The organism is uncultured Cetobacterium sp. (assembly GCF_947039425.1).
GTDB lineage: Bacteria > Fusobacteriota > Fusobacteriia > Fusobacteriales > Fusobacteriaceae > Cetobacterium_A.
Genome location: NZ_CAMQYW010000018.1, coordinates 1 through 16,263, shown reverse-complemented (window position 1 = coordinate 16,263; position 16,263 = coordinate 1). Strand labels below are relative to the sequence as shown.

The window sequence follows — 16,263 nt, the reverse complement described above, 5'->3', positions numbered from 1 at the left end:
CGACAAAATTGTCGCAATAAAATTAAAAGACGACAAAATTGTCGCAATAAAATTAAAAGACGACAAAATTGTCGCAATAAAATTATTAAAAGAAAAATGAAATAAAAAGGGAAATATGGTATAATGATAAAATAAAATATAAAAGAGGTAATTATGGAATTTAAAGTTGAAAAACAAGAAGAATTAATGAAATATTTAATTGAAAATTTAAAAAAACAGAGCAGAACAAATATAAAAACATTATTAACAAAAGAGCAAGTTTTAGTAAATGGACAAGTTCAAACAAAATATAATTATTTACTAAATGAAAATGATATTGTTGTAATTGATTGGAAAAAAAATAGAAATGATAAAACACCAAAAGGGATTAGAATAGTATTTGAAGATAATGATATAATCGCTGTAGAAAAAGAAAGTGGAATTTTATCAATATCTACTGATTCAAAGAAAAAAGAAAGAACTGTATATAGTTTACTTATGGATTATGTTAAAGGAAGAAATCAAAAAGACAGAGTTTTTATTGTTCATAGACTAGATAAAGACACTTCTGGAATTATGATTTTTGCTAAAAATGAAAAAATAAAAGAAGAACTTCAAACTAATTGGAAAAATTTAGTTGAAGAAAGAGAATATGCCGTAATTGTTGAAGGAAAAATAAAAGAAAAATCTGGTCAAATAAAATCATTTTTAAAAGAAAATAAAGCTTTTGTAACATACTCAGTAAAAGATGATAAAACAGGTGGAAAATTAGCTATTACAAATTTTAAAGTTGAAAAAATAAAAGGAAAATATACATATTTAAAGGCTTCTTTAGAAACTGGAAGAAAAAATCAAATAAGAGTTCATATGAGTGATTTAGGTCATCCTGTAATAGGAGATAAAAAATATGGTTCTCAATCAAATCCATTAAAAAGATTAGGACTTCATGCTTATACATTAAAATTAGTTCATCCAGTTACAAATGAAAAATTAACATTTATTTCAGAATTACCTGTTGAATTTAAAAGAATAATAGGAGAATAAAATGAAAAATATAGATGATTTAAAATTTTTAAAAGTAAAAATAGAAAAACATCCAACTAAAAATACTATGTTAGAATATTTAGAAAAACCCAACGCAATAGCATCGCTAATTTTAAATAAAGATTTAACAAAAGCTTTATTAGTAAAACAATATAGACCTGGAGCAAAGGGAATACTTTTAGAAATACCAGCTGGAATAATAGAAAATGGTGAAAATCCTATAGAAACTTTATATAGAGAAATTAGAGAAGAGACAGGATATGAACAAGATGATTATAATGTAATATATAATTCTACTGAACCATTAATTTTATCCCCTGGATATACAACAGAATCATTATATATTTATATAGTTCAATTAAAGAATAATAATATCCTTCCTAAGGAATTACTTTTAGATGAAGGTGAAGATTTAGAACCAATTTGGATTAATTTAGAAAAATTAACTTCTATAACATTAGATTTTAAAACTCATTACTCATATTTATTATATTCTAATTTGAAAAAATAAAAATAGCGACACCCCATTACACTATAATTGTTAGTGTAATGGGGTGTTTTAAAGTTCAAAAAATTGTAATTCTAAAATTGTGTTTTTTAGTAGTTTTATTCCTTCTTTTATATTTGTTTCAGAAATTTGAGCATAATTTAGTTTGATATAATTATCTAAATTAGAAGAATAAATATATCCAGGAACAATAAGAGTTTTTTTTCTTAATAATTTTGTATATATAGCTTTTCCAGAAATATTATGAGGAAGTTTTATCCAAATACTTAAACCACCTTTAGGTGTGAAAAAAGATATATCAGATATTTTTTTAAGTTCATAAATAATAAGATATTGGATAGTTTTATATTTTTTTCTTGATAATAGCATTTGTTTTTCAATTAAATTTTCATTTAATAAATGAGCAAATGCCTCTTGATATAGAGTAGAAGAATCTAAATTAATTAATTTTTTTAAATTTAAAAAATCTATTAAAATAGAGCTAGGAATGATACAAAATCCCAATCTAAATCCAGGCATAAAAATTTTGGAAAAACTTTTAATATAAATAACATTTTCATCATTCAACGATCGTATGGGATAAGGATAATTATTTGTATAAAAAAGATCTGCTGATGAATCATCTTCTAAAATAAAAAAGTTATATTTTTTAGATAATTCTATTAATTTTTCTTTTTTCTCATTAGAAATAGAAATTCCAGTAGGAGTTTGAAAATTACTCATAAGGTATAAAAATTTTATTTTATCTTTTTTTAAAATGTATTCTAAAGATGAAAGACAAATTCCATCACTTAAAATTGGAACTTCTTTAATTTTAGCACCCTGTTTTTTAAATGTATTAAGAGCACCTAAATATGTTGGTTTTTCTACAACAACAATATCTCCTGGAAAAATTAATGCTTTGCTAATAATGTCAATTCCTTGTTGTGCTCCAGAAAGAATGTGAATATTATCAACTGAACTTTTAATATTATATTTTTTCAAATAATTGAATATAGAAATCCTTAAATTAGAAGAACCTAAAGGTCCTGAATGAATAAGTGCTTTTTCTTTATCTCTATTTAAAATAAAGTTAATAGAATTTTGAATATCTTTTACAGGTAGAAAACTGATATTAGGTGATGAATTTATAAAATCAAATTTAATATCTTCTGAAAAATATTGATATAAGGTATCTTCATTTTCAAAAGATAAATGATCATTGTTTTCATAAATAGTAGAATAACAAATAAAAAATCCACTTCCAGGTTTACTTTCAACATATTTATACTTTTCAAGTTCTAAATATGCTTTAACAACAGTATTTGTACTTATATTTAAAGCTTGAGCAGTTTGTCTAATAGGTGGTAATTTTTCTTTTATAGTTCCATTTTCTATTTGTGTTTTAAAAAAAATAAAAAGATCTAAATAAATATTTTTAGAAGATTTTTTTATATATGAATTGAAAATATTTAGCACAATAACACCCCCGTAATTGTATTAATACAATTTCTAATGTTTGTTTGTAAATAAAAATAAAATATGACATACTAATTATAACATGTAAAAAAATAGGGGGAAGTGTTTTGAATAAAAAAAAGATATTAATAGTTTTATTTTTAGTTTTTTTCAACATAGCATTTGGAATTGAACAGAGAGAAATAAAGGTAGCATTAGGATATAAAGGAAGATCCTCTGATCCGCAAAAACATACAGATAGCTCAACACTTGCAATTACTAAACAAATTTATAACAACTTGTTTTATTTAGACAAAAATACAAAAATCCAACCAGAATTGGCTGAAAGCTATAGTATTGATAATAATAATAATTTAGTAATAAAATTAAAAAAAGGAGTTTTATTTCATGATGGAAGTGAATTAAATGCAGATGTAGTGATAAAAAGTTTAAAAAGAAATTTATCTATTCCAGTAACGAAAGTTTTAGTGGAACCTATAGAAAATATTGAAAAAATAGATAATTATACAGTTTTAATAAAGCAGAAATTCAATCCACAGCTAGTTTTACACAATTTAACACATTCATCATTAGCAATTATTAAAGAAAATAATAATAAAGAAAGTGAAATAAAGTATATAGGAACAGGAGCATTTAAATTAGAAAGTTGGGGAATAGGAGAAAAAGTAGTTTTATCAGCATTTGATAATTATTATAAAGGAAGGCCTAAAATAGATAAAGTAACATTTGTAACAATCCCAGAAACTTCTAATAGATATATAGCTTTAGAAACTGAAGAGATTGATATTGCATATGATATTTCAGCAATTGATGTTAAAAATTTTCACGAAGAAAATAAATTAAAATTAATTAGTAAATCATCATATGGAACAGACTTCTTATCTATAAATACATCAAAAGCTCCATTAAATAACAAAAAATTGAGAAAAGCTATTCAATATGCTATAGATAAAGATGCAATAAATGAAATCGTTTTTGAAGGAACATCTCAAATAGCTAACTCGATATTAACTCCGTCAACATTTGGATATAATAAAAATATAAAAAGAGTTAATATGAATATAGAAAAGGGAAAAGAAATTGTAAAAGCTTATGGAAAACCAGTTAAAATAGATTTATGGATATATGAAGATCCATCAAAATATCAAATGGCTCAGGTTATTCAAGCAAACTTGAAAGAGATAGGAATAGAGGTAACTATTCAAACTCTAGAATTATCTTCTTTTTTACAATTTTCAGCGAATGGGCAACATAATGCGTTAATAGGATTATGGTATGCAAGTACTGGAGATGCAGATTATGGAATGTACCCATTACTTCATTCATCTTCAAAAGGAGCAGTTGGAAATAGAAGTTTCTATTCTAATAAAGTGGTTGATAACTTATTGGATGAGGCAAGAAAAACAAAAGATATAAATAAAAGAAAAGATAATTATAAAAAAGTTCAAGAGATAATAGAAGAAGATAATCCAATAATTCCAATAGTATATAAAATGTATAATGTCGGTTTAAATAATAAAATAGAAGGATTTGAATTTAATCCAAATGGAAATCACAAGTTAGAAAATATAATAATAAAAAATTAGGGAAACCTAATTTTTTTTTGTATTATATGTATATTAAGTTAATCTAGGAGGATATGATGATTAAAGCTATAGCTTTAGATTTAGACGGTACGCTATTAAATGATAAAAAAGAAATAACAGAGGAAAATCAAAAAGTCTTACAAGAGTTAAATAGATTGGGATATGAAATAGTTATTGCTACAGGAAGAGCATATTCAGCAACAAAAAATCTTGTTAAAAATTTAAATATTCCTTTAGACATTGTTTGTTATAATGGAGCAAAAATTGTATCTTTAGAAGAAGATAAAGTGATTTTTGAAGAACCTTTAGATGAAGAGATAGTAAAAAAATTAATAAATTTATCACATGAAACTAAAACTCATTTAAATTTATATCAAAATGAGACTTGGTATGTAGAGGATGATTTAAATTGGGAAACAGAATATTACTCTAAATCTATAGGGATGGATGCTATAAAGAAAGATTTTAAAACTTTTAAAAATCTTAAAATGACAAAAGCTTTGTTTATAGATGAAAATGAAAAATTAAAAACATTAGAAATTAAATTAAATGATCTATTTGGAGAAAATATATATATGGCTTTTTCTCAAGAAAAATATTTAGAGGTTTTAAATAAAAATGTAAATAAGGCAAAAACATTAGAAAAGGTTTTAAATAGTAAAAATATATTAATGAGTGAATGTATTGCTTTTGGAGATGCAGAAAATGATATAGAAATGATAGAAGGCGTAGGTTATGGAGTAGCAATGGGAAATGCTACAGAAAAAGTGAAAAAAGTAGCAAAGGACATAGCTGACACTAATCTAGAAAGTGGTGTAGGGAGATTTTTAAATAAATTAATATTAGAAAAATAAAAAAAGGGAAATTTAATTTCCCTTTTTATACGTTTTCAGATATAGCCCAAGCAATAGTTTCTTTCATTTGATTATAGTTTCCTAATCTTTTTAATTCTACCATTTCTCCAAATAATTTCAATTCAAAATTATGTAAAGATTCAATATTTTCAGTAAGATTAACACTTCTTCTTCCAAAAGTTAAGTTTCTTTTTTCTTGTTCACCGTTAATTAATACAATTAACATTCCTTTATTAAATCCAACAATTTGAACTTCTTTAATTTTTTCATAAAATTCATTTTCAACTTGTCTTTCTTTTCTTGCTTCAGCATTTACTCTTTTGTTTTCAGCTCTTCTTCTATCATCTTTATTTTTTACAATTCTTGCAGCTTTTTTCATATTTTTAAGTTCACTGTATTCTGTACCTTTTGGTTTTGTTTTACTAATAATTTTCATTTTTCACTTCCTTTTAATTATTTATTTTATCTCTATATTATAAGATGTTTTTCAAATTTTTACAACAATTTAAAAAAAAATTTGACAAATTAAGAAAAATGTAATAATTAATTACCAACAAAAATGTTCGCGAGAACAAAAGAAAGGTGAAAGATGATAACACAAGAAGATTTAGCTAAAAAACTTGGATTAACGAGAACAACAGTAGCTAGAGCCTTAAATGGAAGTAAAGATATTAAAGCTGAAACTAAAAAAAGAATTTTAGACTTAGCTGAAAAAGAGGGTTATCAAAAAAACTATTTAGGAAGTTATTTAGCTGGAAAGGGTAAAAAAAATATTTATGCATTAATTGTTAAATCTTTAAATGAAGAGTATGCAATTCAAATAAAGAAGGGGTTAAAAGATATTCAAAAAGAATTGGAAGACTTTGGATTTAAAATAAAAATTTTAGAAACAGATATAAAAAATATAGATGAACAAATAATGAGTTTAAAAAATATTTTAACTAAAAATATAGATGGATTAATAATTGCTCCTTTAGATAAAGAAAAAATAAAAAAAATTTTAACTCCTTATTTAGATAAAATTAAAATAGTTACTATAGGAGAAACAATAGAAAATGAAAATTTATTTATTGAATCAGGATATTATAAATCAGGAAGAGTTGCAGGAAATATTTTAAGTACACTTATAAAAAAAAATAAGAAAATTTTAATTTTTGATGGAGGAGATGACAGAATTTCTTCAAAAAAATATTTAGAAGGATTTTTAAGTCAAATAGAATTTAGTTTATTAAAATATAAAGAACCAATTTTTATAGAAAATATGCTAGAAAATAAAAATAAGCTTAAGGAATATATTGATGAGGATATAGATGGAATATATTTAAATAGATATGCCCCAGAAATAATCGAATATTTGAAAAGTGAAAATATTATAAATCTAAAAATTGTAACAAATGGATTTAATAAAAAAATAGAAAAGATGTTAAACAATAAAGATATTATAGCAACAGTATCTGAAGATTTTTATGAACAAGGATATTATGCAGGTAAAAATTTATTTGAAATTTTATATAAGCCAAATTTAAAAAAACCTCAAAACTATACAACAAAAATTAATATATTATTCAAAGAAAGTTTAGTTAAATTGGGGGATTTAAAATAAAAAGAATAAAGGGAGGAAAAATGAACAGAGTATTAAAAGTAGCAGGTTTGACTTTAGTTTTTGGAATGGTGGCTTTTGGAGCAAATGAAAAAGTATATGAATTGAAATTAGGAATGGTAGCAAATACAAGTTCAAATGAGTATAAAGCAGCAGAACAATTTGCAAACAATTTAAAAGAAAAATCAAATGGGCAAATAATATTAAATATATTTCCTGGAGGACAATTAGGAGATGATAGATCTGTAATGGAGCAAATGTCAGCGGGAGTAATTGACATGGGATTTGCAGAGATGGGAAGATTTAATATATTTTTTCCAGAAGCTCAAGTTTATTCATTACCATATGTAATAGAGGATTTTGCTCATATGCAAAAAGCTACATTTAATACTGAATTTGGTAAAAATCTTCAAAAGAAAATAAAAGATAATTTAAATATAGAGATACTATCTCAAGGATATAATGGAACAAGACAAACAACGTCAAATAGAGCTATAAAGACATTAAAAGATATGAAGGGAATGAAATTAAGAGTTCCAAAAGCAGAAGCAAACTTAGAGTATGCTAAAAATACAGGAGCATCTGCAACTCCAATGGCTTTCTCAGAAGTATACTTAGCTCTTCAAACTAACTCTGTTGATGGACAAGAAAATCCATTATCAGCAATAAAAGCACAAAAATTCTATGAAGTACAAAAATATTTAGCAATGACAAATCATATATTAAACGATCAATTATATATGGTAAGTGGATCAACTTTAAAGAAATTACCAAAAAATTTACAAGAAATCTTAAGAGAAGAAGCTGAAGTAGCAGCAAAATATCATACGAAATTATTTGTAGATGAGGAAGCAAGTTTATTAGGTTATTTTAAAGAAGAGGGAGTAGAAGTAACAAATCCTAAATTAGATGATTTTAGATCAGCAATGTCTCCATTTTATAAAGTCTATGTAAAGAAAAATGGAAAAGTTGGACAAAAAGCATTAGATGAAATATTGTCAGTAAAATAATAAGAAAATGAATAGGAGTTGGAAATGAATATAAAAAAGATTATTGGGAATATAGAAGAAATAGTAGGAGCTATTCTATTTATTATAATGTTTATAACACTTGTTGCTCAAATTTTATTTAGACAGGTTTTTAATTCGCCTTTAATATGGAGTGAAGAGTTAGCAATATTATTGTTTGTATATATAGGAATGCTTGGAGTAAGTATAGGAATAAAATATAGACAACATGTATTTATAGATTTTTTATATAATAAATTTACAGGAAAAGGATTGAAAATAGCAAATACTTTTAACCAATCAATTGTATTTATATCGTTGATAGCAATGATTCATATTGGACATAAGTTATATTTAAGAAAAAAAATATTTACTTTAATCGCTCTACAAATATCAGCAGGATGGATGTATATTGCACTTCCATTAATTTCATCTTTAATGCTTTTTAGATTTTTGAAAGTTGTAATGGAGGATTACAAAAATAATAAATTTATAATATCTCCAAAAAAAGTAGAAAAAATGGCGGTGAAAAATTCATGATAACAGTATTTACTTTTCTTTCGTGGTTTGCATTAATTTTTGTAGGAGTTCCTGTAGGGTTTTCATTAGTATTTGCAACATTACTATTCTTTGCATTAACAGATTGGAATGTAGTTTATTTTGTAGGTGCGTTACTTGTAGATAGTTTAGATAGTTTCAGTTTGTTAAGTGTTCCTTTTTTTATTCTAACTGGAGTTTTAATGAATAGTTCGGGAATAACAGAAAGAATTTTTAGATTTGCAAAAGCATTACTAGGACATTATACAGGTGGAATGGGACATGTAAATATATTTGCAAGTTTAATTTTCTCAGGAATGTCTGGATCAGCCTTAGCAGATGCTGGAGGGCTAGGACAACTTGAAATAAAAGCTATGAGAGATGAAGGTTATGATGATGATATATGTGGAGGATTAACAGCAGCTTCTTGTATAATAGGACCTCTTGTACCACCAAGTATAACTATGATTATTTATGGAGTAATAGCCGATCAGTCTATTGCAAGATTATTTTTAGGGGGGTTTGCCCCAGGAATAATATTAACAATAGCATTAATGGTTATGAATTATTTTATTTGTAAAAAAAGAGGATATAAAAGAGCTCCAAAGGCTTCAATGGAAGAGAGATGGATATCTTTTAAAGAATCTTTTTGGGCACTATTAACGCCATTTATAATTATAGGTGGAATATTCTCAGGATATTTTACTCCAACAGAAGCGGCAGTAATTGCAACTTGTTATTCTATGATCTTAGGAATATTTTTATATAAAGAGTTAACTCCAAAAAGTTTTGTAAAAGATGTAATTGAAACAATAAAAATAAGTGGAGTTACAGTTTTAATGATTATGGGTGTAACTTTTTTTGGACAAGTTATTGCAAGAGAACAGATTTCTATGAAAATAGCCGAAGTTTTCTTAACTTATGCGAAATCACCTTTAATGGTATTAGTAATGATAAATTTATTATTAATATTCTTAGGTACATTTATAGAAGCTTTAGCTTTACAAGTTTTAGTACTTCCAATGTTAATTCCAGTTGTAATTCAATTTGGAATAGATCCTGTATTCTTTGGGGTTTTAAGCACATTAAACTTAATGATAGGAATATTAACTCCACCAATGGGAATGGCGTTATTTGTAGTATCTCGAGTAGGGGATATTCCAGTAAGTACCATAACCAAAGGAGTAATACCATTATTAGTTCCAATTTTTATAACCTTAATTTTACTAACTCTTTTCCCAGGGATAGTATTATTTATACCTAACCTAATACTTGGAGCATAAATGCCTAATATAGATTTGTCTTTAGAAAAACTAAAGGAATATAAGGGAGCAAGAGAGATACCAGAAGACATGAATATTTTTTGGGAAGAAAATATAAAAAAATTAAATGAAAGTGAAGAGAGAATAGAAATTCTCTCTTCACAATTTAAAAGTCCAATTTGTAATTGTTATGATATATCATTTTTAGGAATTGATGGTATTAGAGTATATGCAAAAATGATAATGCCAAAAATAATAAAAAAAAGAATACCAGCTATTGTTGAATTTCATGGTTATGGTGGAAGCAATGGTGATTGGAGTAGACGACTTCATTATTCTAGTTTAGATGTTGCTTATTTTATAATGGATTGTAGAGACCAAATGGGTAAATCTGGAAAAGAATATTTTAGAACAGGAAATTTAACTAGAGGATTACTTGAAGGACCGGAGGAACTATATTATAAAAAAGTATATTTAGACGCACTTAGACTTATAAATATAGTGAGTAACTTAAATGAGATTGATGAAGAACATATACTTACTTTAGGATATTCACAAGGAGGAGCATTAGCCTTAGTTTCAGCAGCATTAAGTAAAAAAATAAAATCGACATTTGCAATATACCCATATCTTTGTGATTTTAAAAGAGTTTGGGATTTAGATTATGGTGAATTTGCATATCAAGAATTAAGAGATTTTTTTCGATGGTATGATCCAATGCATAAGAATGAAGAGAAATATTTTAAAACATTGGACTATATAGATGTTAAAAATTTTGCATCTATGATAAAAGGAGATGTAACAGTTGTATCTGGACTGATGGATAAAGTCTGTCCACCATCTGCACAATTTTCTTTATACAATAGAATTATTAGCAAAAAACAACAATTAATATATCCTGACTTTGGTCATGAAAATATAAATGGGCTAGAAGATGAGATTTATAATTGGGTATTAAATACCTTGAATAAATAAAAAAACAAAAAAATTTGGAGGAAGCAATGAAAGGATTATATTCAGCATTATTAATATCATTTGATGAGAAGGGAAATTTAGACGAAAAAGGAACTAGAAATATCGTAAGATATAATATAGATGTAATGAAAATGGATGGTTTATATGTAGGAGGAAGTACTGGAGAAAACTTTATGATACCTACAGAAACTAAGAAAAGAATTTTTGAAATAGTAAAAGATGAGGCTAAAGATAGTATAAAATTAATAGCACAAGTTGGATCAATTGATTTATATGAAGCAGTAGAACTTGGAAAATATGCAACAGAATTAGGTTATGATTCATTATCTGCAGTAACACCATTTTATTATAAGTTCGATTTTGAAGAGATTAAAAATTATTATATGACAATAGTAAATGAAACAAATAACAATATGATAATATATTCAATTCCATTTTTAACTGGAGTAAATATGAATGTTGAGCAATTTGGAGAATTATTATGTCATGACAAAATAATTGGAATTAAATTTACTGCAGGAGATTTCTATTTATTAGAGAGAGTTAGAAAGGCATTCCCTGATAAGCTATTATTTGCTGGATTTGATGAAATGTTATTGCCAGCTGTTTCTTTAGGAGTAGATGGAGCAATAGGAAGTACATACAACGTTACTGGTAAAATAGCAAAGGAAATTTTTAACTATACAAAAGAGGGTAAAATAGCAGAAGCTAGAGAGAAACAAACATATTTAAATGATATTATTGAAGCAGTATTAAAAAATGGATTATATCAAACAATAAAAGAAATTTTAAAATCAAAAGGAGTAGAAGCTGCAGGAAATTGTAGACTTCCAATGAAAAAAATATCAGCAGAAAAAATAGAAATAGCAAAAGAAATAGGAAGAAACTTCTTATAGGAGAAAATTATGTTTATAGTAGCAATAGATATTGGTGGAACAGATATAAAGTATGGATTAATTGATGAAAATGGAAAAATTTTGTATTCATCAAAAATAGATACAGAAGCAAGAAAAGGAAAAGAAGAACTTTTAAAGAAGATATTCAATATAGTTGAAAGTTATCAGATGAAAAATTTGATTTCAGGAATTGCAATATCAACAACAGGACAAGTGGATGGTAAATTAGGTAAAGTTGTAGGAGGAACTGATTTAATTCCAGGATGGATAGGAACAGATGTTGTAAAAATATTAGAAAAAAAATATTTAGTTCCTGTAATAATTGAAAATGATGTAAATTCAGCAGCGATAGGAGAGATGTGGTTAGGAGCAGGAAAGAATGATAATAATTTCCTTTGTTTAACAATAGGAACAGGAATTGGAGGAGGAATAATTCTCAATAGAGAATTATTCCTAGGAGAAGGAAGTGTAGCCGCTGAATTTGGTCATATTCAAATAGAAAAAAATGGTAAACATTGTGCTTGTGGAAAGAAAGGATGTTATCAAACATATGCTTCAACAACAGCATTATTAGATTTTGTATATGAAGAATTAGGAATCAGAATAAATGGATTAGAATTTTTTCAAAGAGTAAAAAATGGCAATAAAATTGAGAATGAAATTTTAATAAAATGGATAGATTATTTATGTGATGGATTGAGTTCATTAATTTATATATTTAATCCTAAAAAAATAATATTAGGTGGTGGTATTTCTAAACAAGGTGATTTTTTAAAAGACATAATAATAGAAAATTTAAATAAAAAGTTGATGAAAAATTATTTAGACATTTTAGAAATAAAAATGGCAGAATTAGGAAATGATGCGGGTTTATTGGGTGCTACCTATATCCTTTTAAAAAAAATAGAAAAAAATTATTAAAAAAAAACATTGACAAAAATTTTTTTTCAATTTAGAATGTAAAAACAAAAGTTCAATAACATAAATAAAATAAATGAATCGGATGAAGATATAGGGAGAGAGCTAATAAGCCACCGAAGAAGTAAATCTTTCAGGTAATATGACTAACATAACAAGGACCTATATTGGACGAACCTCTGGAGAGACTCAAAAGAGCACCGAAGGAGCAAACCTAAATAATATAATTATTATTTAGACTAAACTCTCAGGTAAAAGGACAGAGCAATTATGCATTAGATTATTTTTTTGTATAATTCTTTTTTAATTCCAGAAGGTATTTTTTTTTAATACCTTCTTTTTTATTTGGTTTAGATTTGTATGTAATATGAACAAACAATAAAAAAGTAGGAGGATTTAAAATGTATGAAATTGTGGTAAAAATTAATAGTTTTTTGTGGGGAAATTTTTTGATTATTTTATTATTAGGAACGGGTTTATATTTTAGTTTGAAGTTAAGATTTGTTCAAGTTAGAAAATTTGGTGAAGGTGTAAGAAAAGTAACAGGTGGATTAAATTTAAATGGAAAAGCAGCTGATGAAAATGGAATGTCTTCATTTCAGGCTTTGGCAACAGCTATAGCAGCACAAGTAGGAACAGGAAATTTAGCTGGAGCAGCAACAGCATTGGCATCAGGAGGACCTGGAGCAATATTTTGGATGTGGGTAAGTGCCTTTTTCGGGATGGCAACAGTATACGCAGAAGCAATATTAGGTCAAGTTTTTAAAACAAGAAGAGATGGACAAATAACAGGGGGACCTGCTTATTATATAGAAAAAAGTATAAGTCATAAAGGATTAGCAAAAATTCTAGCATGTTTTTTTTCTGTAGCATGTATAGTGGCTTTAGGATTAATAGGAAATGCAGTACAAGCAAATTCAATTGCAGTAGCGTTTGATACTGCCTTTGGAATATCACCAGCATTAGTTGGGATAGGAATAGCTATTCTTGCTGGATTTGTTTTCTTTGGAGGAGTAAAAAGAATAGCCTCAGTAACAGAGAAATTAGTACCAATTATGGCAGCTGCTTATATTATTGCATGTATTATAATTTTATTTATAAATTATAAAGAAATAATGCCTGCATTGACATCAATATTTGTTTCTGCATTTGATCCACAGGCTGCATTAGGAGGAGCTATGGGTGTTACAGTTAAACAAGCTGTAAGATATGGTGTGGCAAGAGGGTTATTCTCTAATGAGGCTGGTATGGGTTCTACACCTCATGCTCATGCAATAGCAAAGGTTGCTCATCCAGGAGAACAAGGAATAGTAGCTTTTATAACTGTTTTTATTGATACATTTGTTGTATTAACTTGTACAGCATTAGTTATTTTAACATCAAAAATACCTCTTCATTCAGCAACAGGTATTGTATTAACACAAAATGCATTCAGAGATACCTTAGGTGGAATGGGATATGCCTTTATAGCTATATGTTTATTATTCTTTGCATTTTCAACAATAATTGGATGGTATTTCTTTGGTGAAGCTAATATTAGATATTTGTTTGAAGGTGAAAAAGCGATCAATGTATATAGAGCGTTAGTAATGATTATGATAGTATTTGGATCATTATTAAAAGTTGATCTTATTTGGCAACTGGCTGATATGTTTAATGGAATGATGGTTTTACCTAACTTAATTGGATTATTAGCTTTAAGAAAAGTAGTTAAAGATTCAATGGTTGATTATGAAAAATTAGATAATTAATAAAATAAATAGGATTGTTTTTATCTATGTAGTAAATACTTATATAGCATCATGATGTGAGATCTAGATAAGGAGGAATACATGATAGAGTTTAAGAAAGTTTCAAAATCCTATGACAAAATAAATTATGTTTTAAAGAATATTGACTTTACAGTTAAAACTGGAGAATTTGTTGTTTTAGTTGGTGAATCAGGATGTGGGAAAACGACAACTATGAAATTAGTCAATAGATTAATAGATTCTTCTGAAGGAGAAGTAAGAATAGATGGAGAAAATGTAAGAGAAGTAGATCCAATTATCTTGAGAAGAAGAATAGGGTATGTGATTCAAAAAGAAGGTTTGATGCCACATATGACAATAGGAGAAAATATTGAACTTGTTCCAAAGTTACTTAAGTGGAGTAAGGAAAAAAGAAAACAAAGAGCTATGGAACTATTGGAGCTATTAAGTTTAAATGCAGATATTTATTATGATAAATATCCTCATGAACTTTCAGGAGGGCAAAAACAAAGAATAGGAATAGCTAGAGCTCTTGCTATAAATCCAGATATAATATTAATGGATGAACCTTTTTCTGCACTAGATCCTATAACGAGAGAGAGCATCCAAGATGAAATATTAAAATTACAAAAGGAACTTGGAAAAACTATTATCTTTGTGACTCATGATATGGATGAGGCAATAAAGTTAGGAGAAAAAATAGCTTTTTTAAAAGATGGTGAAATTATTCAATATGGTACACCAGATGAAATATTAAAGAATCCAGCAACTGATTATGTAAAGCAATTTGTTGGAGATGACAGAATGTGGAAAACACCATCAAAGCTACTTGTTTCAGATATCATGTCTAAGAATTATAGAACAATAGAGGGAAGAGGAAACCTGTCTCGAGCCTTTAATTTACTACAAACACATGACACTGATTTCTTAATTGTAACTCAAAAAGAGGATGGATATCACAGTGAGCCAATAGGGTTAATATTTAGAAAAAATTTAATTTCTGGTATAGAAAATAAAAATACAAGAGTACGGGAAATAATGTACACAGATTTTGAAACGTTAAACAAAGATAATAATTTATTAGAAGCCATAGATAAAATGGCAAGTATAAATGCTCGTGTTATCCCAGTATTGAATAAAGAAAATAAATTAGTGGGAGTTGTGACTAATTTAGGATTAGTAGATGCAATAAATGGAATAGCTCCAACAAATTAAAATAAAAAAATAAAATTATTTTTATAAAAAAAAAACTACTAGTAGATGAAAAAAAAGGAATAGCACCTAAAAATAAAAATAAAAAAAAATTAAAAATAAAAGAACTAGTATACAGGCTTGAATACTAGAAAAATGGGAACTCTTAAAGAAAAAAAAGAGTTCCTTTTTTTTTTGGAATAAAATAAAAGTTGACAAAAATTAAATAATGAGGTATTAATTATGGTGTGAATAAGAAGACATAAATACAAACTTTAAGAACCGTTATAGAACACAAAATATCGAAAAGGTGATAGCGTGAAGAATATAGTTATAGGTACAGCAGGTCATATTGACCATGGAAAGACATCTTTAGTAAAAAAATTAACAGGAATTGATACAGATGTTTTACCTGACGAGATTAGGAAAGGTATAACTATAAATATCGGATTTTCGTATATAGATAATCCCCGTGGTGGGAAGATAGGTATTATTGATGTTCCAGGTCATGAGAAATTTATAAAAAACATGGTTGCAGGAGCAAATGGAATTCAATATCTATTAATGGTAATAGCTTGTGATGATGGAATAATGCAGCAAACTATAGAACATTTTAATATCTGTAAATTTTTAGGAATAAAGTATGGAACAGATCGGAAGAGCACACGTCTGAACTCCAGTCACGAATTCGTATCTC

13 protein-coding genes, 1 pseudogene and 2 riboswitches are annotated in these 16,263 nt (G+C 26.6%); of the genes and pseudogenes, 12 read left to right on the top strand and 2 right to left on the bottom strand.

Annotated elements, in window-relative coordinates:
- Positions 1-153: 153 nt before the first annotated feature.
- On the top strand, positions 154-1,023 hold the full coding sequence (locus Q0V09_RS02635; protein ID WP_297404844.1) for an RluA family pseudouridine synthase: 870 nt from the start codon (positions 154-156) through the stop codon (positions 1,021-1,023).
- Position 1,024: 1 nt separating this feature from the next.
- Positions 1,025-1,534 (top strand): NUDIX hydrolase, encoded by a 510-nt coding sequence (locus Q0V09_RS02630; RefSeq protein ID WP_297404841.1) that lies wholly within the window; start codon positions 1,025-1,027, stop codon positions 1,532-1,534.
- A 48-nt stretch (positions 1,535-1,582) separates the two neighbouring features.
- On the opposite strand, the gene Q0V09_RS02625 is transcribed toward Q0V09_RS02630, so the two are convergent.
- Positions 1,583-2,989, bottom strand: coding sequence for a PLP-dependent aminotransferase family protein (locus Q0V09_RS02625; RefSeq protein WP_297404839.1), 1,407 nt, complete (start codon positions 2,987-2,989; stop codon positions 1,583-1,585).
- A gap of 107 nt (positions 2,990-3,096) precedes the next feature.
- On the opposite strand from Q0V09_RS02625, the gene Q0V09_RS02620 reads away from it, so the two are divergent.
- Together Q0V09_RS02620 and Q0V09_RS02615 are read left to right on the top strand one after the other, a co-directional pair.
- Positions 3,097-4,575 (top strand): ABC transporter substrate-binding protein, encoded by a 1,479-nt coding sequence (locus Q0V09_RS02620; protein WP_297404837.1) that lies wholly within the window; start codon positions 3,097-3,099, stop codon positions 4,573-4,575.
- A gap of 56 nt (positions 4,576-4,631) precedes the next feature.
- Positions 4,632-5,429 carry an HAD family hydrolase gene (locus Q0V09_RS02615; protein ID WP_297404836.1) on the top strand — a complete coding sequence of 266 codons (798 nt, stop codon included), beginning with the start codon at positions 4,632-4,634 and terminating at the stop codon, positions 5,427-5,429.
- A gap of 25 nt (positions 5,430-5,454) precedes the next feature.
- Here the strand turns inward: Q0V09_RS02615 and Q0V09_RS02610 are convergent, their stop codons facing one another.
- Positions 5,455-5,865, bottom strand: coding sequence for a hypothetical protein (locus Q0V09_RS02610; RefSeq protein ID WP_297404834.1), 411 nt, complete (start codon positions 5,863-5,865; stop codon positions 5,455-5,457).
- Between the two features lie 153 nt (positions 5,866-6,018).
- Between Q0V09_RS02610 and Q0V09_RS02605 the strand changes: the two genes are divergently transcribed.
- The 8 genes and pseudogenes from Q0V09_RS02605 to Q0V09_RS02570 all read left to right on the top strand — a co-directional run bounded on the left by Q0V09_RS02605 (position 6,019) and on the right by Q0V09_RS02570 (position 15,590).
- Complete coding sequence (locus tag Q0V09_RS02605) at positions 6,019-7,032, top strand: LacI family DNA-binding transcriptional regulator (protein WP_297404832.1); 1,014 nt, start codon at positions 6,019-6,021, stop codon at positions 7,030-7,032.
- 20 nt (positions 7,033-7,052) lie between these two features.
- Positions 7,053-8,039: a sialic acid TRAP transporter substrate-binding protein SiaP gene (locus Q0V09_RS02600; protein WP_297404830.1), complete on the top strand. Its 987-nt coding sequence runs from the start codon at positions 7,053-7,055 to the stop codon at positions 8,037-8,039.
- A gap of 24 nt (positions 8,040-8,063) precedes the next feature.
- Positions 8,064-9,856: pseudogene (locus tag Q0V09_RS02595) on the top strand (TRAP transporter large permease subunit).
- Complete coding sequence (locus tag Q0V09_RS02590; RefSeq protein ID WP_297404829.1) at positions 9,857-10,810, top strand: acetylxylan esterase; 954 nt, start codon at positions 9,857-9,859, stop codon at positions 10,808-10,810.
- Positions 10,811-10,836: 26 nt separating this feature from the next.
- Positions 10,837-11,706, top strand: coding sequence for an N-acetylneuraminate lyase (locus tag Q0V09_RS02585; protein ID WP_297404828.1), 870 nt, complete (start codon positions 10,837-10,839; stop codon positions 11,704-11,706).
- A 9-nt stretch (positions 11,707-11,715) separates the two neighbouring features.
- Positions 11,716-12,627, top strand: a complete 912-nt coding sequence (locus tag Q0V09_RS02580; RefSeq protein ID WP_297404827.1) for an ROK family protein — start codon at positions 11,716-11,718, stop codon at positions 12,625-12,627.
- Between the two features lie 82 nt (positions 12,628-12,709).
- A riboswitch (glycine riboswitch) is annotated at positions 12,710-12,783 on the top strand.
- Positions 12,784-12,793: 10 nt separating this feature from the next.
- Positions 12,794-12,897: riboswitch (glycine riboswitch) on the top strand.
- Between the two features lie 128 nt (positions 12,898-13,025).
- Positions 13,026-14,375 (top strand): sodium:alanine symporter family protein, encoded by a 1,350-nt coding sequence (locus Q0V09_RS02575; RefSeq protein WP_297404826.1) that lies wholly within the window; start codon positions 13,026-13,028, stop codon positions 14,373-14,375.
- Between the two features lie 81 nt (positions 14,376-14,456).
- Entirely contained in the window at positions 14,457-15,590 is a 1,134-nt protein-coding gene (locus tag Q0V09_RS02570; protein WP_297404825.1) for a betaine/proline/choline family ABC transporter ATP-binding protein, read from the top strand.
- Positions 15,591-16,263 lie beyond the last annotated feature (673 nt).